The organism is Peribacillus frigoritolerans (assembly GCF_004358755.1).
In the GTDB taxonomy this organism is placed as follows: domain Bacteria; phylum Bacillota; class Bacilli; order Bacillales; family Bacillaceae; genus Bacillus_P.
The window spans coordinates 475,894-498,034 of the sequence record NZ_SMZY01000003.1 but is presented as its reverse complement, the minus strand read 5'-3'; the positions used below and the strand labels follow the sequence as shown (position 1 = coordinate 498,034).

The 22,141-nt window shown below is 40.7% G+C and carries 28 protein-coding genes and 1 pseudogene; 25 read left to right on the top strand and 4 right to left on the bottom strand.

What is annotated here, in order from left to right; genetic code table 11:
• The first annotated feature begins 9 nt into the window (after positions 1-9).
• Positions 10-1,077 (top strand): glycosyltransferase family 4 protein, encoded by a 1,068-nt coding sequence (locus tag E2R53_RS16010; RefSeq protein WP_133312728.1) that lies wholly within the window; start codon positions 10-12, stop codon positions 1,075-1,077.
• Between the two features lie 149 nt (positions 1,078-1,226).
• Here the strand turns inward: E2R53_RS16010 and E2R53_RS16005 are convergent, their stop codons facing one another.
• Positions 1,227-2,228: an LCP family protein gene (locus tag E2R53_RS16005; RefSeq protein WP_133312727.1), complete on the bottom strand. Its 1,002-nt coding sequence runs from the start codon at positions 2,226-2,228 to the stop codon at positions 1,227-1,229.
• Between the two features lie 19 nt (positions 2,229-2,247).
• Positions 2,248-2,883, bottom strand: a complete 636-nt coding sequence (locus E2R53_RS16000; protein WP_133312726.1) for a YigZ family protein — start codon at positions 2,881-2,883, stop codon at positions 2,248-2,250.
• Between the two features lie 139 nt (positions 2,884-3,022).
• Between E2R53_RS16000 and E2R53_RS15995 the strand changes: the two genes are divergently transcribed.
• The 18 genes and pseudogenes from E2R53_RS15995 to E2R53_RS15910 all read left to right on the top strand — a co-directional run.
• Entirely contained in the window at positions 3,023-4,180 is a 1,158-nt protein-coding gene (locus tag E2R53_RS15995) for a sensor histidine kinase (protein ID WP_133312725.1), read from the top strand.
• 72 nt (positions 4,181-4,252) lie between these two features.
• Positions 4,253-4,936, top strand: coding sequence for a response regulator transcription factor (locus tag E2R53_RS15990; RefSeq protein ID WP_070878231.1), 684 nt, complete (start codon positions 4,253-4,255; stop codon positions 4,934-4,936).
• Between the two features lie 409 nt (positions 4,937-5,345).
• Positions 5,346-6,188 (top strand): DegV family protein, encoded by an 843-nt coding sequence (locus E2R53_RS15985; protein ID WP_133312724.1) that lies wholly within the window; start codon positions 5,346-5,348, stop codon positions 6,186-6,188.
• A gap of 373 nt (positions 6,189-6,561) precedes the next feature.
• A complete protein-coding gene (locus E2R53_RS15980) occupies positions 6,562-6,747 on the top strand; it encodes an SANT/Myb-like DNA-binding domain-containing protein (protein ID WP_165971010.1) in 186 nt (61 codons plus the stop codon).
• Positions 6,744-8,210: a DEAD/DEAH box helicase gene (locus E2R53_RS15975; protein ID WP_133312722.1), complete on the top strand. Its 1,467-nt coding sequence runs from the start codon at positions 6,744-6,746 to the stop codon at positions 8,208-8,210. The genes E2R53_RS15980 and E2R53_RS15975 overlap by 4 nt, the downstream gene beginning before the upstream one ends.
• 81 nt (positions 8,211-8,291) lie before the next feature.
• Complete coding sequence (locus E2R53_RS15970) at positions 8,292-8,576, top strand: late competence development ComFB family protein (RefSeq protein WP_133312721.1); 285 nt, start codon at positions 8,292-8,294, stop codon at positions 8,574-8,576.
• Positions 8,573-9,265: a ComF family protein gene (locus tag E2R53_RS15965; RefSeq protein ID WP_133312720.1), complete on the top strand. Its 693-nt coding sequence runs from the start codon at positions 8,573-8,575 to the stop codon at positions 9,263-9,265. The genes E2R53_RS15970 and E2R53_RS15965 overlap by 4 nt, the downstream gene beginning before the upstream one ends.
• A 57-nt stretch (positions 9,266-9,322) precedes the next feature.
• A complete protein-coding gene (locus E2R53_RS15960; RefSeq protein ID WP_133312719.1) occupies positions 9,323-9,739 on the top strand; it encodes a TIGR03826 family flagellar region protein in 417 nt (138 codons plus the stop codon).
• Positions 9,740-9,810: 71 nt separating this feature from the next.
• Positions 9,811-10,071, top strand: coding sequence for a flagellar biosynthesis anti-sigma factor FlgM (flgM, locus tag E2R53_RS15955; RefSeq protein WP_133312718.1), 261 nt, complete (start codon positions 9,811-9,813; stop codon positions 10,069-10,071).
• Between the two features lie 17 nt (positions 10,072-10,088).
• The gene (locus E2R53_RS15950; protein WP_165971009.1) at positions 10,089-10,568 is read left to right on the top strand and encodes a flagellar protein FlgN; all 480 of its coding nucleotides are present in this window, start codon (positions 10,089-10,091) and stop codon (positions 10,566-10,568) included.
• Between the two features lie 18 nt (positions 10,569-10,586).
• Positions 10,587-12,107 (top strand): flagellar hook-associated protein FlgK, encoded by a 1,521-nt coding sequence (gene flgK / locus E2R53_RS15945; protein WP_133312716.1) that lies wholly within the window; start codon positions 10,587-10,589, stop codon positions 12,105-12,107.
• Positions 12,108-12,117: 10 nt separating this feature from the next.
• On the top strand, positions 12,118-12,999 hold the full coding sequence (gene flgL, locus E2R53_RS15940; protein ID WP_133312715.1) for a flagellar hook-associated protein FlgL: 882 nt from the start codon (positions 12,118-12,120) through the stop codon (positions 12,997-12,999).
• A gap of 42 nt (positions 13,000-13,041) precedes the next feature.
• Complete coding sequence (locus E2R53_RS15935; RefSeq protein WP_133312714.1) at positions 13,042-13,611, top strand: DUF6470 family protein; 570 nt, start codon at positions 13,042-13,044, stop codon at positions 13,609-13,611.
• Positions 13,612-13,637: 26 nt separating this feature from the next.
• Positions 13,638-14,066, top strand: coding sequence for a flagellar assembly protein FliW (fliW, locus tag E2R53_RS15930; RefSeq protein ID WP_133312713.1), 429 nt, complete (start codon positions 13,638-13,640; stop codon positions 14,064-14,066).
• On the top strand, positions 14,066-14,290 hold the full coding sequence (csrA, locus tag E2R53_RS15925; protein ID WP_133312712.1) for a carbon storage regulator CsrA: 225 nt from the start codon (positions 14,066-14,068) through the stop codon (positions 14,288-14,290). The genes fliW and csrA overlap by 1 nt, the downstream gene beginning before the upstream one ends.
• A gap of 180 nt (positions 14,291-14,470) precedes the next feature.
• A complete protein-coding gene (locus E2R53_RS15920) occupies positions 14,471-15,286 on the top strand; it encodes a flagellin (RefSeq protein ID WP_133312711.1) in 816 nt (271 codons plus the stop codon).
• Positions 15,287-15,408: 122 nt separating this feature from the next.
• Positions 15,409-16,644, top strand: coding sequence for a flagellin lysine-N-methylase (gene fliB, locus E2R53_RS15915; RefSeq protein WP_133312710.1), 1,236 nt, complete (start codon positions 15,409-15,411; stop codon positions 16,642-16,644).
• Positions 16,645-16,727: 83 nt separating this feature from the next.
• Positions 16,728-16,841: pseudogene (locus E2R53_RS15910) on the top strand (flagellin); the annotation flags it as partial.
• Between the two features lie 179 nt (positions 16,842-17,020).
• Here the strand turns inward: E2R53_RS15910 and E2R53_RS23345 are convergent.
• Both E2R53_RS23345 and E2R53_RS15905 read right to left on the bottom strand, forming a co-directional pair.
• Positions 17,021-17,179, bottom strand: coding sequence for a hypothetical protein (locus E2R53_RS23345; protein ID WP_165971008.1), 159 nt, complete (start codon positions 17,177-17,179; stop codon positions 17,021-17,023).
• A gap of 223 nt (positions 17,180-17,402) precedes the next feature.
• Positions 17,403-17,636: a hypothetical protein gene (locus tag E2R53_RS15905; protein ID WP_133312709.1), complete on the bottom strand. Its 234-nt coding sequence runs from the start codon at positions 17,634-17,636 to the stop codon at positions 17,403-17,405.
• 294 nt (positions 17,637-17,930) lie between these two features.
• Between E2R53_RS15905 and flaG the strand changes: the two genes are divergently transcribed.
• From flaG to hpf, 6 genes are all read left to right on the top strand, one after another.
• Positions 17,931-18,263: a flagellar protein FlaG gene (gene flaG / locus E2R53_RS15900; protein ID WP_133312708.1), complete on the top strand. Its 333-nt coding sequence runs from the start codon at positions 17,931-17,933 to the stop codon at positions 18,261-18,263.
• 14 nt (positions 18,264-18,277) lie between these two features.
• Positions 18,278-20,056 (top strand): flagellar hook-associated protein 2, encoded by a 1,779-nt coding sequence (locus tag E2R53_RS15895; RefSeq protein ID WP_133312707.1) that lies wholly within the window; start codon positions 18,278-18,280, stop codon positions 20,054-20,056.
• Between the two features lie 17 nt (positions 20,057-20,073).
• Complete coding sequence (gene fliS / locus E2R53_RS15890) at positions 20,074-20,475, top strand: flagellar export chaperone FliS (protein ID WP_133312706.1); 402 nt, start codon at positions 20,074-20,076, stop codon at positions 20,473-20,475.
• Positions 20,475-20,825, top strand: coding sequence for a hypothetical protein (locus E2R53_RS15885; RefSeq protein ID WP_070878194.1), 351 nt, complete (start codon positions 20,475-20,477; stop codon positions 20,823-20,825). Before fliS ends, E2R53_RS15885 begins: the two co-directional genes overlap by 1 nt.
• On the top strand, positions 20,809-21,207 hold the full coding sequence (locus E2R53_RS15880) for a hypothetical protein (RefSeq protein ID WP_133312705.1): 399 nt from the start codon (positions 20,809-20,811) through the stop codon (positions 21,205-21,207). The genes E2R53_RS15885 and E2R53_RS15880 overlap by 17 nt, the downstream gene beginning before the upstream one ends.
• A gap of 206 nt (positions 21,208-21,413) precedes the next feature.
• Positions 21,414-21,986 (top strand): ribosome hibernation-promoting factor, HPF/YfiA family, encoded by a 573-nt coding sequence (hpf, locus tag E2R53_RS15875; protein ID WP_133312704.1) that lies wholly within the window; start codon positions 21,414-21,416, stop codon positions 21,984-21,986.
• The last annotated feature ends 155 nt before the right edge of the window (positions 21,987-22,141 follow it).

Below are 22,141 nucleotides of genomic sequence, written 5' to 3'. Positions count from 1 at the left end.
GGTGTAAGCATGTTAGATTATTCTAATTATATTATAGCTTTTATAGTATCGTTTATAGTGGCTGTATCTATTACACCACTTATAAAAAAACTTGCAATTAAAATCGGGGCGGTAGACAAGCCCAACAGCAGAAAAATTCATCAGGGCCTAATGCCAAGGCTTGGCGGTCTCGCCATCTTTATCGGCGTTGTGGCAGGTTACCTCTACCTGCGTCCTGAATCAATGTATATGAAAGAGATAATAATCGGTGCTTTCATCATTATCTTTATTGGTATCCTTGATGATCGCTTTACTCTTTCAGCAAAGTATAAGCTTGCAGGGCAGCTGGCTGCAGCTGCAGTCGTTGTCTCATCCGGATTGCTCATTAACAAGATTACCCTTCCGTTTCTCGGACTGATTTACCTTGATTACTGGAGCTATCCTGTAACCATCCTCTGGATTGTCGGCGTCACAAACGCCATCAACCTGATCGATGGATTGGACGGACTTGCTGCTGGCGTTTCATCTATAGCGATGACCAGCATTCTGATCATGGCGTTTACGAATTTTCAGTTTGCGGTTGTATCTCTATGTGTCATTCTGATCGGAAGCACACTCGGATTCCTGATTCACAATTTCTACCCTGCGAAGATTTTTATGGGAGACACCGGAGCGCTGTTCCTCGGATACTCCATCGCGATCCTTTCGACAATGGGGTTATTTAAGAACATCACATTATTCGGTTTTATTATACCGATCATTGTACTGGCTATACCTATTTTCGACACACTCTTTGCGATTGTGCGAAGACTGGTGAACAGACAGAATATTGCTGCACCTGATAAGCTGCATTTGCACTATTGTTTAGTGGACATGGGATTCAGCCACAGAAAATCCGTGCTGCTTATTTACTTTTTCAGTGCATGCTTTGGACTGTCAGCTATTCTTTTCTCAAATGCAACGATGTGGATGGCTCTCTTGATTATGATGATTCTGCTGTTTTTCATCCAGATTACAGCTGAACTCATCGGATTGATCGGGGAAGGCCATAAACCGCTTATCAACGCATTCAGAAAACTCAAAGCCTCAAAAAGATAATTAATTCCGCATAGCAGCTGCTGTGCGGTTTTTTTATGTTTTCTTTGCTGGTAATGAAGGCTGAAAGTTGGACCAAGTCTTTTACGAGTTGATAAACTTTCAGTAAATAGAATAAAATCCCAAGCCAATAAGGCTTGGGATTCTCTGTATTAATTGCTCTCTAACGTATCGTCCTGAGATGTTTGAAGCTCTAAATGCTCTCTCAGTTCATCTCTTACTTCTTCAAGGCTTTCATCATCCGGAATCCAGTAAGCGGCGTTGCCGATGTATTCTCCCACGCCTTCAAGCTTTACAGTTTCAATTTTATTCGTGTTAAAGTTGTTGTACTTTTTATAGAAGCCTAATAGCTCGGACATTCTCATGTTGGTTTCAACGTTCTTGCCAACTTCGTTTGTCAGCTTGTCAACCTTTAGCAGAGTGCCTGCTGATACGATTTCATTGATCACTTCTTTTACAACCTGCTGCTGTCTTTCGTTACGTCCAATGTCATTATTAGGATCCTGCAGCCTCATTCTTGCATAGGCCAATGCGTATCTTCCGTCCATTTTCATAGGGCCTTCGGTGAACTCGAGTTTCTCAGCCTTTGGATCATCACTGTTTTGAGTGAAATCGAAAGGAACATCAACAGTAATGCCGCCAACGATATCGATGATGTTTTTGAAGCCCTCAAAGTTGACTGTTGCATAGTAATCGATCGGAATTTCCAAGAATCCTTCGACTGTTTCAATCGTCAATTCTTTTCCGCCTGCTGAATAGGCTGAATTGATTTTTCGCTTTGTTTCTTTACCTGGGATTTCTACGCGAGTATCACGTGGAAGACTCAGCAATTTCATCGTTTGATCCTTTGGATTGAACGTAGCAACCATCAGTGTATCAGCCCGTCCTCCAGATCCGCCGCTCGAGTAGTTTTCAACACCCATTAACAGAATGGAAACGGGATCGTTGGAAATGGTGACCGCCTCATCGCGGAGCTTTGATTTATCTCTTCCTAAATCATCAAATGAATTGTTTGCTGCCTGATAGGTTTGATAAAAAACATATCCAGCGTATCCGCCGACTAATAAAAATAGTATGAAGAACAAAAATAAAATTCGTTTAAAGACACTTTTCTTCTTCTTTTTCTTTATTTTTTTAACTTCCTGCCTATTCATAAGTTACTCCTCTGTCCATTTAAATTTTTGGCTGTTCCAAATAAATTTGAGCACCTTCGCTGATTGCACCCTGGCCATTTGTAAGCTCCGTCATCCACTCTATGAATTGATCCTTCTGACCTTCTTCGACAAACGTCTCAACCTCAACGGTATCAAGATAATGAATTTCTTTAAGCTGATAGTGTGAATTTCTCAGTTCATTTTCCACTTTTCCAAGCCATGTATAATCAATCTTAGTATGCATCACGCGCGTTAACTTACGCTCGACGATGCCGATTGCGTTCAGGGCTTCAGAGGTTGAGCTTCCGTATGCGCGGATCAATCCGCCTGCACCGAGCTTTATGCCGCCGAAATAACGGGTGACAACGGCAACGGTATCTTTCAGCTGTCTCTTTTTAAGTACTTCAAGGATCGGCACTCCTGCGGTTCCGTTTGGTTCCCCGTCGTCATTTGCTTTTTGGATCAGATCGTGTTCGCCGATTAAATAGGCTGAGCAGTTATGTGTCGCATCCCAATGCTTCTTTTTTATCTGCTGAATGAAGGCCTGCGCCTCTTCTTCGGTTTCTGCGCGGTTTATATAACAAATAAAACGTGATTTCTGTATGGATATTTCATGCTCTCCGTATCCTTTTACGGTATAATAGTGTGAAAGCATGCTCGTACACCTCCTTGCAAGCTTATAGAAGGCAAATGGAATTATAAATGCACATTCTTATATTATAAAGCGACAAAATTTTCACTTCAATCATTATATTGTGTGAAGTTTATTTTAACCCATTAGTGGAGGAGATATAGTGGACTCCAAGAAGCTTGACTGCAAAGTGCTTGATCAAATTCTGGATAAGATGGTAAAGACGGTTGACGGCAGCAAAGGCGAGATTTTTAAAATCGGCGAACAGTCCCGTCAGCAATATGAAGAGCTTGTAGAAGAACTAAAACAAATTAAAATACAAGTTAATGATGTGATCGAACAGGGAGACAAGCTTGAGGTCCATGCCAGGTTTGCAAGATCGCGTCTGTCTGAGGTGAGCAAGCACTTTAAGCAATTCAGCGAGGAAGAGATCCGGGAAGCCTATGAGAAAGCCCACAAGCTTCAGGTGGAGCTCACCATGCTTCAGCAAAAAGAGAAGCAGCTCAGAGACCGGCGTGATGATTTAGAGAGAAGGCTGCTTGGGCTTCAGGAGACGATTGAACGGGCTGAGGTGCTTGTGAGCCAAATCTCTGTTGTCTTGAATTATCTGCATCAGGATCTTCGTCAGGTAGGCATGCTGATTGAAGATGCACAGCAGAAGCAGGATTTCGGTCTGAGAATCATTGAAGCTCAGGAAGAAGAGCGCAAGCGTGTTTCGAGAGAAATACATGACGGCCCTGCGCAGATGCTTGCTAACGTCATGATGCGTTCTGAGCTGATTGAACGGATCTTCAGAGAGCGGGGTTCTGACGAAGGATTTAAAGAAATCCGCAGCCTTCGCCAAAATGTTCGCAATGCCCTGTATGAGGTTCGGAGGATTATTTATGATTTAAGGCCAATGGCACTGGATGACCTTGGACTCATACCGACCCTCAGAAAGTACCTTTATACAATCGAAGAGTATAACGGTAAAACCCGCATCTTATTTTCAAGCCTCGGCGATTTTGAAGAAAACCGGCTTCCGCCGCGTTTTGAAGTAGCACTGTTCAGACTGGCTCAGGAAGCAGTCACAAATGCTTTGAAGCACGCAGAAGCCCGTGAGATTCAGGTTAAGGTTGAGGTGAATCAGAATAATATCATTCTGATGATCAAGGATAACGGAAAAGGGTTCGATACGAAAGAAATGAAGCAAAATCAGAACAAATCGTTCGGTCTCCTTGGAATGCGAGAGCGTGTAGAGCTCTTAAACGGCCGAATTACAATTGATTCTAAAATAGGTCTTGGGACATTCATCATGATACAAGTGCCTCTCAACGTCTGAAAAAATAGACCAAAGACATATTGACGGCATCACTGTGTAATAGACTAGAATAAAAAAATGGGAGGCGTATGCATGAAGACAAGAATTGCGATAATCGATGATCACCAATTATTCCGAGAAGGCGTCAAACGAATCTTGGATTTCGAACCAAGCTTTGAAGTTGTATCAGAAGGCGATGACGGCGAAGATGCATTAGCCATCGTTGAAGACAGCAAGCCTGATGTTGTCATCATGGACATCAACATGCCAAAAGTAAACGGCGTGGAAGCTACAAAACAGCTGGTGGAAGCAAATCCAGAAACAAAGGTCATCATCCTGTCGATTCACGACGATGAGAACTATGTAACTCACGCTTTGAAAACAGGCGCTCGCGGCTATCTGTTAAAAGAAATGGATGCAGACACACTGATCGAAGCTGTTAAAGTCGTTTCTGATGGCGGATCATACTTGCATCCTAAAGTAACACATAACCTTGTGAATGAATTCAGACGTCTTGCGACAAGCGGATCAGGCGGAGGCACAACAACCATCACGACTGAAATCCGACGTCCATTACATATTTTAACTCGCCGCGAATGCGAAGTGCTGCAAATGCTTGCGGACGGAAAAAGCAACCGCGGAATCGGCGAAGCCCTTTTCATCAGTGAGAAAACCGTTAAAAATCACGTAAGCAACATTCTTCAAAAAATGAACGTTAATGACCGTACTCAAGCTGTAGTCGTTGCCATCAAAAACGGCTGGGTGGAAGTGCGATAAAACCTGCTTCGGCAGGTTTTTTGCTTTTAACAGCTCTTTTTTTAGAATGCATTTCTATATCGCTCAAATCCCTGTTATAGTAGATAGCAGGGATTTATTTTTTTATTCTTCGTTTATTTACACAGGCTCTTTTCGTAAACAGTGCTTTTTTTAGACTATATGTTAAAACCTAAAGTGGATTGTAGCGGAAGGAACTTGACTCCTGCGGGAAATAGAGCAAATTGGGAGACCCCACAGGCAACGCCGAGGAGGCTCCCATGCTCCCCGCGGAAAGCAACGGACAACATTTATAATAAAAAACAACAATCTATGAAAAAACAGCCTTTACTAACAAAGTAATGAAATGAAAAGGATTATCTTATAAAATAAAAGAACAATAAGAGAAGTCGATTACAAGGATGGTACATATATGAAAACGGCAATAGTTACGGACAGCACAGCTTATATTCCAAAAGAAACACGGGAGCGGTTAAATATTCATATGATTCCGCTGAGCGTGATTTTTGGCGGGGAAGTGTACCAGGAGGAAGTTGAAATTACAGCTGCAGACTTTTATGCAGAAGTCAAAAACAGAGGCGAGCTTCCGACTACGTCACAGCCTTCAGTGGGAAAGTTTGTTGAATTATTCGAAGAGCTTTCTAAAGAAAATGATGCGGTCATCAGTGTTCATTTATCAAGCGGAATCAGCGGAACCTACAACGGAGCTGTTTCAGCGGGCCAAATGGTTGATAACATTGAGGTTTATGCATTCGATTCAGAAGTCAGCTGCATGGTTCAAGGGTTTTATGCTATTGAGGCCGCGGAACTTGCTGCAGAAGGCAAATCACCTGAGGAAATCATGGCACGGCTGAACGAAGTGAAAAAGACAAATCAAGCTTATTTCATGGTAGATGATTTATCACATTTACAGCGCGGCGGACGTTTAAGCGGTGCGCAGGCTATGATCGGCAGCCTCCTGCAGGTCAAACCTATCCTGCATTTTGTCGATAAACTGATCGTCCCGTTTGAAAAAATCCGCACACGCAAAAAAGCAATCAACCGCATCTACGATCTTTTTGATGAAGTCGCACGTGCTGGAGAACCAATGCGCGCGGTCATCATACATGCCAACCGCCCGGATGAAGCTCAGCAAATGAAGGAAGAACTAGAAGCGAAGTATCCCCATGTAGAATACTCCATCAGCTATTTCGGACCGGTTATCGGCACGCATTTAGGTGAAGGTGCGATGGGACTTGGGTGGTATAAGAGATAATGGAATGAGAGACTGACTCTTAAGGCTGCAGCTTGCGGCTTGTGGGGTCAGTTTTTTTGTTGAGAGAATTGATTTGCATAGTCATAAATCACACCAAAACTAATCCACAAGTGAAAAAAAATTTTCGATAGTTAAAATGAAGAATTAATTTATTAAAATAATGCTCACCACTGCATATTTACCTTAATTTGGAATACTCGCAAAACTATTTCGTTCGCCGAAACAACAAAATCCGAAAATCAACGCAAAAATAACGAAATTAGCACCGAAAATTTGATTTCCTTATCTTTTAATCATATGACAAGACTAGACAATTTCTGCAAAATTTAACATACTTAAGATAATGCTACATTAAATTAGAGGAGTGGTCTTATTGCAGGAAATTGATTTACAGAAAAGAGCCTACCGTCACTGGACAACACTAGAAGATAAAAAGCTGATTGACTTAAGAAAGAAAGGGATAAAATTCCGTGATATAGCAAGACATCTAAACCGTACACCCATCAGTGTGGAAAAAAGATTCAGAAAAATCGAACAAACAAAATTCGATGCAGAATGAGATTTCACATACATAATGGATTGTTGAAACCCACAGAGAATGACGAAGAAGGACTTCCGTTTTCAAAGCATCACCTCCGTGTTAGCCAAATCAATCCATCGTTTACCTATTCCACAGACCTCCAAAAACATCTTCAGGGAAAAAAGCTGCTCATCGATGAAATTCCATTTCCGTTTGAACTCATCCACCGGCATTATGAAAACGGCTATATTGAGTATGAGTATGGCTTGGAGAAATCGAATAAACAGTTTAGATGTAATCGCTGTAACAACAGGGATCAAAGCATGATTGCTTCATTTAAGTGTGCAAGGTGCGGTGAACATTGCTCTTATTGCCGCGCCTGCATCCTTATGGGAAGAGTCAGCGAATGTACACCTCTTCTTAACTGGACGGGTCCTGAATCAGAGATCCGGCAGCCTGAATTTAAAGCGATGCAATGGGAGGGGCAGCTATCAAAAGAGCAGCAAAAAGGGTCAGACCGCATGCTTGATGCTCTAAAAAATAAAGATGACCTCCTCATTTGGGCTGTGTGCGGTGCAGGGAAAACAGAAATGCTTTTCAAAGGAATTGAACAAGCTCTGCTTGAAAACAAGCAAGTCTGCATTGCTACCCCGCGCATGGATGTTGTTCTCGAACTTGCCCCGAGACTTAAGTCCGTTTTTCCTCAAGCGGAAATTGCCGCTCTATATGGAGGAAGCGAAGACCGGTTTAAGCAGGCCAACCTCACCATATCCACGACTCACCAGCTTCTCCGTTTTAAACAAACGTTTGATTTAATGGTCATAGATGAAGTTGATGCCTTTCCTTACTCAGCTGATCAAAGTCTCCAGTTTGCTGCTGAACGGGCAAGAAAAGAACACAGCTCCCTCATTTATTTAACCGCAACCCCATCCGATGCCCTGAAAAAACAGATCGTCAATCAAGTCAAAATCCCTCAAAGATACCACGGTCATCCGCTGCCTGTACCTGTCTTTTCATGGTGCGGGAATTACAAACGCGCCCTTCAAAAAGGATGCCTTCCAAAAAATGTTCAAGCATGGATCACTTCCCAACTGGAATTTAAAAAACAAGCCTTTCTGTTCGTTCCATCCATACCAGTATTAGAAGCAACAACGGCTCTTTTGAAAAAGCAGAACCCTTTGATAGAAGGGGTCTATGCAGAAGACCCGAACCGCAAGGAAAAGGTTCAGCGCTTCCGAAATGGAGAAGTTCCCATTATTATTACAACCACAATTTTAGAAAGAGGTGTCACCATTCCGAATTCTGATGTCGCTGTGTTAGGTGCAGAGGACAACGTATTTACAGAGAGCGCACTTGTGCAAATTGCCGGGCGAGTCGGCAGAAGTGCGAAGCATCCAAGCGGTGATGTGCGCTTTTTTCATTACGGGAAAACAGAAGCGATGATTCGTGCCAAAAAGCATATTCAAATGATGAATGAAGATGCGAAAAAAGTGACTTTGTAACTGTTTAAGGTATTATTTCTATCCAACATATTCCTTCTGTGGCATAATCATTTAAAAGATGAACAGACAGGGGATAGAGCGTTGGTAGTAAATGCGATGGAACGAATCATGATTGATTTATTATATGAATATATGACTGCTCTGCAGATGACTTGTACATGTGAAGAATGCTTAAATGACGTGCTTGCCCTTGTTTTAAACCGTGTTCAGCCAAGATATGTAACCAATCCTGAAAAGGTTGCATATGTAAAAGCGGAATTTGTCGACAAACAGCAAATGACGACATTAATCGTCAATTTAGCTGAATGTGCAAAAATGGTCTCAGACATGCCGCGGTGTGAAAATTATGTGAGAGGTGAGAAATGAGCAAATGTCTCATTTGCCATGCTGAGCTTGAGAAAGCTGTCACATGGCGAAGTGTATTTTTTTTAGATGAGCAAGGAAGTGCATGCTGTTCTGATTGTTCATCTAAATTCAGTTTGATAGAAGGTGCTGTGTGTCCGATGTGTGATCGGCCGCAATCGGAAGCAAAACCCTGCTATGACTGTGAACGATGGCAAGCAGATCCCGTGTTTAGCAGCGCTCTTGCGGGTAATCGATCTGTTTATCAGTACAATGATTTTATGAAAGAGTTAATCGCCAGATACAAATATAGAGGGGATGCCCAATTAGCTGACCTCTTTTCCGAGCCCCTCCGAAACATCTTCTCGAAACACTTCTCAAAGGTTCATCTGCTCGTCCCCATTCCCCTAAGTAAAGAGCGGCTTTATGAACGAGGGTTCAACCAGGCTCGCTTGCTTGCTGATTTCCTCAATGCCCCCATTCACGAACCTCTCATGCGAATTCACTTAGAAAAACAATCCAAGAAAACAAGAATGGAACGCCTTCAGACTGAAAATGTTTTTTTCATAGATGATGCCATTGATATTTACGGAAAAAAACTGCTTCTGATTGACGATATTTATACAACAGGAACAACAATCAGACACGCAGCCAAACTGCTTATCGGTCATGGCGCCGAAAGTGTTTCTTCTCTTACGCTTGTCCGGGGCTAAACGTTTTCAGCCTGCTTCCGATAGTAAAGATATAGTACAATGATAGGAGAATCATCTATGGGAGAACTATCGAACTGTCCGGAATGTTACCAGCTATTTGTGAGAACACAGTTTAAAACCGTCTGTGATGCATGTTATAAAGAAGAAGAACAAAAATTCGAAGTAGTTTACGGCTTTTTAAAGCAAAGTAAAAATCGTATGGCAACACTTTTCGAGGTAGAAGAACAAACAGACGTGGAAGAAGACTTGATTCTAAAATTCATTAGACAAGGCAGAATTCAGCTGGCTAACTTTCCGAACCTTGGATATCCGTGCCAGAAATGCGGAACGCTGATCAGAGAAAATAAGCTTTGTACTTCGTGCGGAAAAGACATCAAAACTCAGCTGTTTGAATTAGAACAGGAAGAAGAACGCCGGCAAAAAGTCACAGAAAAGCAGGCAACCTACTATACCATTCAGCCTAAAAACAACTAAAGATATTAACAACAATTTTTTTCAGCCGATATAGATAGTAACGAGAAGAACGAAAGAATGGAGGAAAAGGGATGAAAATCAATCACTTAAACTCAGCAGGGATAAACCCTTATAAACGCAATACAGAAAAGCCGCAGGAAGCAGCGCAGCCAGCCAAAAAGCAGGATAAGGTTGAAATTTCAACACAGGCTAAAGAGCTTCAGCAGCAAAATGCCATTGATCAGGCAAGACAGGAAAAGGTTGCATCCATAAAAAAACAGGTTGAAACCGGCACCTATACGATTGATCCAAAGGCTATCGCAAACAGCGTGATTAAACACTATCAAAAATAGATTCGGGAGGACTTGCAGTGTCAGCACAGTCATTAATTCTAAAGCTTGAGAAGCTGCTCGGGCTAAATCACAAGCTATATCAATTAGCACAAACGAAAACAGAAGCCCTGAAGACAGAAGACCTGACTGTGTTGCAGCAAACACTCAAGCAGGAACAAATCTATATACAGGCCATCAAGCAAGTGGAAAATGAACGGATCGCTCTTGCTTCGGCTTATTTAAACCGGGAAGATGATTTAACCTTATCGGCATGCATTGAAAAAGCAGAGCCAGCAGATAAAGAAAAATTCTCTCTACTTCTTCAGTCATTAACGGAAGTAATGGAGCAGCTGAAGAACGCCAACAAGCTGAATCAGCAGCTTACCATCCAGGCCCTGCAGTTTGTCTCGATATCAATGGACATGCTGATGCCGAAGGAACAATCTCCAGCCTATAAGCCTCCGGGCGGATCGGCTTCAGCACCGAAACGAAGATCCTTATTTGACTCAAAAGCCTAATGCTCGGAGGAATGAACCATGCGCTCGACTTTTTCAGGTCTTGAAATCGCAAAAAGAGGTATGTTTACACAGCAAAGCGCCTTAAATACAACTGGACATAATATTGCAAACGCCAACACGCCAGGCTACACACGACAGCGTGTTAATTTTGTGCAGACAGAACCATATCCTGCGCCATCCATGAACCGACCTGAGTTTCCGGGACAGATTGGCACAGGTGTTGAAGCGGGAACCATTGAGCGGGTAAGAGACAGCTTTCTCGATACACAATTCCGCTATGAAAATAACAAAGTAGGCTACTGGGATTCTCGTGCCGATTCTCTTTTGAAAATGGAAGAGATCATGAACGAACCATCGGAAACGGGCCTTTCCAAAAGCTTTGACCGCTTCTGGCAGTCGATGCAGGATCTCGCTTTGAATCCTACAAATGCAGGCGCACGTGCTGTTGTACGCGAACGCGGTGCTGCAGTGGCAGAAACGTTCAAATACTTATCAACTTCCCTTAAAGCTGTTCAAGGAGAATTGAAAAGTGAATTAGAAGTATCGACAAAAGAAATCAATTCACTGGCAAAACAGATTAACAGCATCAATAAACAAATCTCTGAAATTGAACCGCATGGCTATCTGGCAAACGATCTGTATGATGAACGCGATCGCCTGCTTGATCAGCTATCAGGTCTTGCAAATATTAAAATTTCGAACGAAAAAAGCGGCGGAAACTCGCTTTCTATTGCAGAAGGTGCTGTCACGATTGAAATCATGGGTGCAAACGGTCAATCCCTTGGAACGCTAGTTGATGGTAAAAATAAAGCTGTCAATGAAATCAGCATTGGGTTTTCTTCTGATAATGAACTGGTAGACTCAGTTTCTATCGGATCAAATGCAATAGATGTAAAAGATTTTGGCAGTGTTGGAGAAATCCGCAGTCTAATCGATTCGTACGGATACAATCTTGCCGGAGAAGCAACCGGGCTGTATCCAGAAATGCTGGGGCAGCTTGATCAATTGGCCTACAGCTTTGCGACTGAAGTGAACAAAGTTCAGGAAGCTGGATACAGCATCAAAAGAATTGAAGAAGGCGGGGCAAGCAGTACACCATTTTTTGATTTTACTAACATGACAGATCCGCCAAAAGATGCAGCATCTTTGTTAACCCTTCATCAGTCTATCATTGACTCAACTGATAACATTGCAGCTTCTTCAAATGGCAACATGGGTGATGGCAAAAATGCGCTTGCACTAGCAGAAGTGAAGAATCAGACCTTCTCAATCGGAGGCAAAACGACAACGATCCAGGATTTCTATGAAAGCTTAATCGGAGGCATGGCCGTTGATGCACAGGAAGCAAACCGCTTAGTCAGCAACAGCGATGTGCTCCGTTCAGCAGTCGACCAGCGCCGCCAATCAGTCAGTGCCGTTTCATTGGATGAAGAGATGACAAACATGATCCAATTCCAGCACGCATACAATGCTTCTGCCAAAATGATTTCTTTGCAGGATGAAATGCTCGATACCATTATTAACGGACTAAGAAGGTAGGTGAACAATCATGCGCGTAACCCAAAGCATGCTGGCAGGCAACTCACTTCGCAACTTAAGCAAAAGCTATGAAAAAATGGGCACCTACCAAGATCAGCTTGCAACCGGCAAAAAAATTAACCGTCCTTCAGATGATCCAGTGGTAGCCATGAAGGGGATGCACTATCGCACGAACTTAACCGAAGTCGAACAATACCAGCGCAACATCTCAGAGGCCTATCAATGGATGGAAAACTCAGAGGCTGGAATTGAACAAGGAACACAAGTTTTGCAGCGTGTGCGTGAGTTAATGGTTCAGGCCAGTAATGGAACGAATGGACCTGAGGATTTAAAAGCAATCGGTGCGGAGATTAAACAGCTGAAGGAAGATTTAGTTGGTTCTGCGAATACGCAGGTGGCAGGGAATTATATTTTTAATGGGACGCAGACGAAGGAAGCCCCTGTTACTTTGAATGCTGATGGAACAGTGACGGTAAATATTGATAAGTCTCCGTTTGAAATTGAGGTTTCTAAAGGTGTTCAGTTGAAGGCGAATATAAATTCGGATAATGTTTTCAGCGAAGATTTATTTGCGGTGATGGGTTCCATCGAGAAAGCTTTAACTTTGGGTGATGCATCTGGATTAGACGGTCTATTATCTGAACTTGACGAGAAAATGGACTCAATGTCTGCGGAACGAGCAGAACTTGGAGCAAGATACAATCGTTTGGAACTCATAGAAGATCGGGTTGGAAAACAAGAAATTGTGTCGACTCGCATTCTATCCGAAAACGAAGATGCAGATTTAGAAAAGGTCATCATGAACTTAACAGCACAAGAAAGCATCCACCGCGCTGCGTTATCGGTCGGTGCCAGAATCATTCAGCCAACATTAATGGACTTTTTAAGATAAGCTATCTTTTTATAAGATAGCTTTTTTACTAGGAGGACAAACATGAACATTCCTCAAATAAGATTGGAAAGCAGATTTGCTAAAATAGGTTTAGACACGGTCAATGCTACACTGGAAATGCAGCAGCCAAAAGCGGATCTGTCCATCCAGCAGCCAAAAGCAGAGCTAACCATTCAAACTACACCAGGTAAGCTGACGATAGATCAGACAAAAGCCAGAGAAGATGTTGATTTAAAGCATATTTCTAAGCGGATAGCTGAAGCAGCTGATCAAGGGCACCAAGACGTTCTCGCCGGGATTGCAAGACGAATCCAGCAAGGCGATGAACAAATGAGAATTGAAAATGGCGGCAGGCCTCTTACAGCTCAGGCGAAACAAAACAGCGAACGTGAAATCAAGCAATTTAACATTGGATTTATTCCATCACATTTCAGCGTCAAGCTCGACTATCAGCCTGCAGAAGTGAATATTGATGTGAAGACCAATACCCCAATTATTGAGAGCAAGATCAACAAGCCGATCATGGATTATAAAGCTGGAGAGGTCAAAGTTGAACTTGCTGAGAGAAACCAGCTGAAGATAGACTTCGTTTCAATAGACAAAAAGATTTAATAGACTCAAACAAAGGAATGTGAAGCATGTTAATTCAAACGAAATATCACGGGGAAGCAGCAATTGATGAAGCACACAAGATTACCTTTGAACATGGGATTCCAGGGTTTATTGAAGAGAAGCACTTTATCATGCTTCCACTTGAAGAAGGATCTTCTTTCTTTATTCTTCAATCCATTCAATCGCAAAACACCGCATTTGTCGTCACTAGTCCCTTTTTCTTTTTTAAAGACTATGAATTTGATTTGGATGAATCATCAAAAGAATTATTAATGATAGAATCTCCAGATGATGTTGAAGTGTTTGTTATTTTAACAGTGAGTGATCCGTTTACTAACTCAACTGCGAATTTGCAAGGTCCGTTGATTTTAAATAAAGGAAAAAGATTAGGCAAGCAACTCATCCTAAATAAGTCCGAGTACACAACTAAGCACCGTTTATGGGAGGGAGCATAATGCTTGTTTTAACTAGGAAAACTGGAGAAGCCATTCAAATTGGCGATGATATTGAACTTTCAGTAATATCTATAGCTGGCGACCAAGTGAAAATCGGTATTAACGCTCCTAAAAACGTAGATATCCATCGCAAAGAAATCTACCTCTCAATTCAGGAAGAAAATAACAAAGCAGCAGAAGTATCTTTAGATATGCTTGCTCAATTAAAGAACAGAAAACCTTAAGCACATTCGCTTAAGGTTTTATTATAATATTTTCTAAATGCTATAAAACAACTCCCAATCATGACGATATAAGAAGTGTAACAAGCAGAACCAACAGGCGGCCGGCTGTTGCGACTGCGAGTATATAAGAATTCACATGGATGTGGATTACTACAATTATTTCAAGGAGGAAAATTTAAAATGAGAATTAATCATAATATTGCGGCTCTTAATACTTACAACAAGTTGAACAGTGCTTCTACAGCTCAAGGTAAATCAATGGAGAAATTATCTTCAGGACTACGTATTAACCGAGCAGGTGATGATGCAGCAGGTCTTGCAATCTCTGAAAAAATGCGTGGACAAGTTCGTGGGTTGGATCAAGCCGCTCGTAACGCTCAAGATGGAATTTCATTAATCCAAACTGCCGAAGGTGCTTTGGGTGAAACTCATTCGATTCTTCAAAGAATGAGAGAACTAGTAGTACAGGGTGGAAATGGATTTTTAGGTGCTGAAGATTTATCGTCAATAAATGATGAAATTACTCAGCTTAATTCAGAACTTACTGGAATCTCAGATCGTACTGAATTTAACGGTAAAAAATTACTTGATGGTACCTTAGATATCGATTTACAAATTGGAGCTAACAAAACTCAACAATTAAACGTTAAACTTGCTACTGATATGGATGCGACTGGTTTAGCTGTAAATGCTGTTAAACCGGATGGTACAAAAGGAACATTTGATACTGATATCGCGGCTGTAGACGCTGCTATTAAAACAGTATCTGAAAAAAGATCTACTTTTGGTTCTATTCAAAATAGATTGGAGCATACAATCAGTAATTTGAACAATGCCTCTGAGAACTTGACCGCAGCTGAATCACGTGTTCGTGATGTAGATATGGCTAAAGAAATGATGGAACAAACCAAAAACTCCATCTTGGCGCAAGCTTCTCAAGCCATGCTGGCTCAAGCTAACCAACAACCACAAGGCGTTCTTCAATTATTGCGTTAATAAACTGGTTAGGGAGTGGGGTTTTCCCACTCCTTTTTTAGATTTACATGATTAACATAAATTCCTTCCCTAAATGAGGAAATTTATGTTAGTCAATGTAACAGCAAGAGGGAGAGAAAAAAATGACTGAAAAAACAAGATCTTTGTTAATTCCACAATATGTAAAAGAATTTTCATGTATTGGCTCTGCTTGTGAAGATTCGTGTTGTACTGGTTGGCGAGTAAATATTGATGAGGCTACATATAAAAAATATAAAAGAGATCAAGATAAAGAACTAAAACCCTTATTCAAAAAGAATATTATACGGAACAGATCTAATCCTTCATCAGATGATTTTGCCAAAATTAAAATGGGTAAAGAAGGAAGATGCTCTTTTTTATCTGAAGAGAATTTATGTAAGGTACAATTAAATCTTGGAGAGGACTTTCTATCGAATACATGTACGACTTTCCCACGATCTTTGAATAGAATAAACGGTGTTGTTGAGAAATCACTAACGATGTCTTGTCCCGAAGCGGCAAGATTAGCTTTATTGAACCCGAATGGAATTGAATTTGATGAGACAGAAGAATTAAATAGACAAGTTTTTATCGCTAAAGAATTAGATACGAGTAATCCGAATTTAATGAATAAACCAATTAAATATTTCTGGGAACTTCGTATTTTTACCATACAAGTACTGCAGGACAGAACATACTCTCTAAATGAACGTCTAATTTTCCTAGGATTATTCTTTAGAAAAGTGCAAGAAGCGGTTGACCATGGTAAATTAGATTCTATTCAAGACATCATTGCACACTACGCAACTATGATGGCAAATGGAGGAGCAAAATCTGTTTTTTCTAATGACCCGACACACTTAGCAATTCAAATGGAGTTATGCAAAGAGTTGCTGGATTATCGGGTAGCACACGGGATAGGAAGCGAAAGATACAAAAATTGCTTATCGGAGACATTACAAGGCATTGAATATACGAACGAATCAAATATTGAAGAAGTTGCAGAAAAATATAAAGAGGCTTTTGAGGAGTATTATAAGCCTTTTATGAGTGAACATGAGTATATTCTCGAAAACTATTTAGTAAACTACGTCTTCAAGAATCTCTTCCCGTTTGGAAATAAAAATATGTTCGAAGATTATGTAATGCTCATCCTACATTATTCAATGATTAAACTTCATCTAATCGGTATGGCTGGTTTCCACAAGTGTCTTACAATAGAATTAGTTATTACACTAATCCAATCATTTTCTAAATCAGTTGAACATAACAATGTTTACTTGAAAAGGGCTTTTAATTTACTGAGGGATAACGGATATACAACAATGGCATATATGGCTATTTTAATTAAGAATTAAGGTCACACTCCAAGAATTTGCTGAGCCTGGGAATATGAGGTGAAGATATAGTCTGGTCATTTGTGAAAGCTAATGTTCGCACGATGGCTAAAGAAATGATGAACCAAACTAAGAACTCAATTCTTTCTCAAGCTGCTCAAGCGATGTTGGCTCAAGCTAACCAACAGCCACAAGGTGTACTTCAATTACTTCGTTAATCTTCGCCCCACGGCTTAGATTAGCAAAAAAGAAAGAGACTCTAGGGATTTTTCCTAGGGTCTCTATTTATGCACTCTCATTTTCTAATACAGGCTGTCTGTATGATGTTTTATTCTTCATAATACTCAATACTATGTTTACTAGTCTTCTTTCTACCAAGACCATAGCTTGTTTCTTCTTAACGCCCCTCATTTTTTACATACCCATTTACAAATGCAACACCAACATCTTCTTTCGTAATCTGAACATCTGTAACAACAAAATCTATATCTTCTTCTACAAGCATGTACTCGGCAGCCAAATTCGAAGCTGTTTCTTCAATATATTTTTTATCCATTCCATCCTCCTTGTTGCATCCAGCGATAAGTAATATGGAGATGAAAAAACATATTTTATTACTTTTCTCATCATTTCTTCTCCAAACTATTGGGAAATTTTACATAAAATGATTATACTATCAAAAAAAGCGTCTGACCCCCACTACTCTAATGCTTTACAGCACTGGGGATCTTAAAAAATCATAAATAAAAGAGCAGTCTCATATTGAGAATCTGCTCTTTTTATTCTTTATCTTCTAGATTTCCATAACCGCCAACCTTAAAATCATCCAGGTAATCTATCATGACGTACATTTTTTTATCTTTATCATCTTTTACATATCCATCTACAAATGCTACACCCACATCCTCTTTCGTGACCTGGACATTAGTTACAACAAAGTCTATGTCTTCCTCAACAAGAAGATATTCTGCGGCCACATTTGAAGCCATTTCTTCAATCTCTTTTTTATCCATTCCATCCTCCTTGTTGCATCCAGCGATAAGTAATATAGAGATAAAAAAACATGTTTTTATAACTTTTCTCATCATTTCTGCTCCAAACTATTGGGAAATTTTATGTTATATCATTTTGCCATAGCGATGGGCTGAAACAATGGATACAACTAGGTGTAGAATATTTATGCCGGGTCTTTTTTATGCAGATACCTCCATTCAATATTTAAGCTGAATTTAAACTTTAAGCCTTCAACATCCTATAAGTCCAACCGATATAATCATTAGAACATTAATCCCAAGGAGCGACCCACCATGATGATCGAAAAAATGTCATCCCAGCCCGGTCCGCGCATCTCAGAAATCGACACGAAACCTATTAAACTTCCAGAACATAAAAAAGAAGAATACATATCTGCATTTCCAAAAGAAGAATTAGAAAAAGTGATAAACGGCATTAATGATTTTCTGCAGCCTGCTAACACGCATATTCAATTCCAGCTTCATGAAAAGCTGAATGAATATTACGTGACAGTCGTTGATAATCAAACAAAAGAGATTGTACGAGAAATTCCATCTAGAAAAATGCTCGATTTATATGCAGCAATGACAGAGTTTCTAGGATTTGTTGTAGACAAAAAAATTTAGAGAGGTGATTCAGCATGGTTCGAATAGGTGGTTTAGCAAGTGGAATGGATATTGATTCGCTTGTAGCCGATCTAATGAAAGCAGAGAGAATGCCGCTTGATAAATTAAAGCAAAATAAACAAACGCTTGAATGGCAGCGGGACGGCTATCGTGAAATGAATAGCCTTTTGTTTGCATTCCGTAATGCGACCTTTGATATGAAGCTCTCTAGCAACTACCGTGCCCGCGCCACGAACAGCTCGAATTCCGAAAAAGTGACGGCAACTGCTACGAGTTCGGCTAATACATCTTCTTATAGCATTTCGAAAGTAGACCAGCTGGCGACTGCTGCAACTAAAGTTAACGCTGGTGCAATATCAGCATCCGGATCAAAAGTGGATCCTTCAAAATCTCTTTACGAAATCAAAGATTCGTTTGCCAACCAGAATTTTAACTGGCAGACTGGTACGGTGAAAAATCAGACGATTACCGCTGCTGCCGATGGAAGTTCTTTAAAACTGACATTAGAGAGCGGAGAAGTTCTTAAAAACTTCGATAAAGATGCAGTCGTAAAAGTGGACGGGAAATCTTTTACTCTAGTAACAGGAACGCCGCAGGCTGGAGAAGTACAGTTAGACAGTGACGGCAATCTCACATTCGGAGAGACTGTCAAAAAAGGCAGTACAGTAAAAGTAGATTACGTAATCGAGAGTACAGACAATTACATGTCTTTTGATGTGCAAACACACACGTCCAAAGGGCAAATCAAAGAAAATTTTCTTATCCAGGGAACGGAATCCTTAAATACTGTTTTTAATAAAATTAACTCATCTCAGCTGGGTGTTACCGCTTTATACGATTCGTTTTCAGATAAAATTACGCTGACCAGAAATGAAACAGGTGATTTTAACACGGCTGGAAATGAAATCATTACTTCTGCTGGTTTCCTGAACAATGTTTTGAGATTTGGTTCTGGAACGGAGACGGGCGGCCAAAACGCAAAATTCACAGTAAACGGTCTATCAACCGAGCGTACATCTAACACCTTTGAAATGAGCGGTGTTACGTTCACTCTAAAAGACACATTCACAGCAGCAGACCCTGCAGTATCAATTAACGTCACAAACGACACGAACGCTGTCTTTGACAACATTAAAAAGTTCGTGACTTTATATAATGAAACCATTGCTAAAATCCAGGGTAAAACAGATGAAACACGCTACCGTGACTACCAGCCTCTATCGGATGAAGAGCGGGAATCTTTAACGGACAAACAGCAGGAACAATGGGATGAAAAAGCACAAAGTGGACTGCTCAGAAAAGACTCCATCTTAACGGGTGCACTCAGCCAAATGCGTACAGATTTTTATTCTACTCTATCAGCCGCATCTGGCTCATCTTTCACTCATTTGTCCAACATTGGCATCTCAACTACTTCGAACTATCGTGAAGGCGGCAAGCTGATCATCGATGAAGCGAAGCTGAAAAAAGCGATTGAAGAGAATCCTGAAGGTGTGGAGAAGCTTTTCACAAGCACCGGTCCGACAAGCGGTGAAAAGGGAATTATCACAAACCTTTATGACAACTTAAAAACAACGATGGATAAGCTGAATGCCAAGGCCGGAACTTCAAGCTCAACAAGCCAGCAGTTTACAATCGGCAGAAACCTTTCATCGATTGACAATCAAATTTATCGTTTTGAAGACCGGTTAACGCAAGTGGAAGACCGTTATTGGGCGCAGTTCACGGCGATGGAAAAAGCCATTCAGCGTTCAAATGAACAAATGAATTATCTTATGCAGCAATTCGGTTAATAAAGGAGTAAATAGAAATGGCACTGAACAACCCCTATCAAGCGTATCAGCAAAATTCAGTCAGTACAGCTTCACCGGGCGAATTAACGCTGATGCTTTATAATGGCTGTCTTAAATTTATTAAGCAGGCACGCCAGGCAATTCATCAGAAAAATACCCAAGAGAAAAACCTCAATCTTCAAAAAGCACAGCGGATTATTCAGGAACTGATGATTACGTTAAATCCTGAGGCTGCTGTATCAGAATCGATGATGTCGATGTATGACTATATAAATCGTCGTTTAGTAGAAGCTAATATATCAAACGACTTGGCCATTCTTACTGAAGTGGAAGAGTATGTAACGGAGTTTCGCGATACGTGGAAGCAAGTGATTCAATCGACCCGCAGGCAGCAGTTCGGTCAAGGAGGGCAAGTCTAGTGAGTGCTGTTAACAAACTGCATCAGCTTACGAAGCAATTGCTGTCGGAAGTGCACGGTGCAGCAGATAAAGACATGAGAGACAGCCACATCGTTAACATCCAGGATTGGATTGAGCAGCGTGACAGCCTGATCAAACAGCTGAAGCCTCCTTACAACCGTGAGGAAAAGCTGCTTGGCAAAGAGATTACGGAATGGAATGCCATTATTCATGAGAAGCTGAATCTGCTGAAACAGGAAATTAAAAACGATATCACCAAGCTCAGAGTTCAAAAAGCATCGAATCAAAAGTACGTTAATCCTTATCAGAACACTTCAGTCGATGGCATGTACTATGATAAACGCAAATAAATCGCTCACTCAAAGTGAATATGAGCTTTTTTATTCGTATAACGAGCTGCTGAATTTTATAGAGGAGGATCTTCACTATTTGATTCAGAGCATTGAATCCATGGAATATACGGAAGGAGAACGCGTCATGGATGATCTTGTGGATGCGTTTATCCAAATCGATACGACACATTCCGGCATGTTTCACCTGGCAGGAGATGATGAGTATCTCCAAAATCAGATTCTCTTATTTGATCAGATCATTGAAGAATTGAAGCCGTTTACATTAAATAAAGACGATGCGTTTTTATTTCAAATTTTTATTAAAGAAGAGCTTTCCGTTTTGTTTCTCCAATGGAAAAGGGAGGTTCAGGCATACCTTATGCCATACATCCTCCAGTAATCTCATCTGCATCCGGATGGGATTTTTTCTGTAGAATAAATAAAGATTCCCCGGCATATTCTATTCACATCCTTCTAGGGAAGTTCTTCTGCCGCAATCTTCAACAAATTTCACATCCTGTTAACATTATTTTTACGTTTGAGCAGGAATACTAGAGGGAAAAGAAGAATTAAGTTTACATATCCTTTACAAAGGAGGAGTTCATTTTGAAATATAACGTCAGAGGCGAAAACATTGAGGTAACTCCAGCTTTAAGAGAGTATGTCGAGAAGAAAATCGGCAAACTGGAACGCTATTTTGAGGATTCAATCGAAGCAAACGTAAATGTGAATTTGAAATTCTACAATGATCAAGAATCAAAGATTGAAGTGACGATTCCAATGACCAATTTAGTGTTGCGTGCTGAGGAATACAACGAGGATATGTACGCTGCCATCGATCTTGTAACAAACAAGCTTGAGCGTCAGATCCGTAAACATAAAACAAAAGTAAACCGCAAATTGCGCGAGCAGGGTTCTGCTAAATTCATGTTCGCTAATGGAACAGACGAGCAGGAAGGTGCACAGGCACAAACGGCCGTTCAGGAAGAAGAAGATCAAATTCAAGTTGTCCGCACGAAGCGTTTTAACTTAAAGCCGATGGACAGTGAAGAAGCAATTCTTCAAATGAACATGCTGGGCCATAATTTCTTCGTTTTCACAAATGCTGAAACGAATACAACGAATGTGGTTTACCAGCGTAAAGACGGTAAATATGCGATTATTGAACCAACTGAATAATACAAACGACCCAATGCAGTCCGTTCTTTGAGCGGGCTGCATTTTACTTTGTCTGGATTTTATCTTTGTCTTTGATTGTCTCTTTTCGTAAATATTGTTGCTATTAGACTAAATGTTAAAAAAACTTAGTGGAGCGGAAAGGAACGGACAAAATT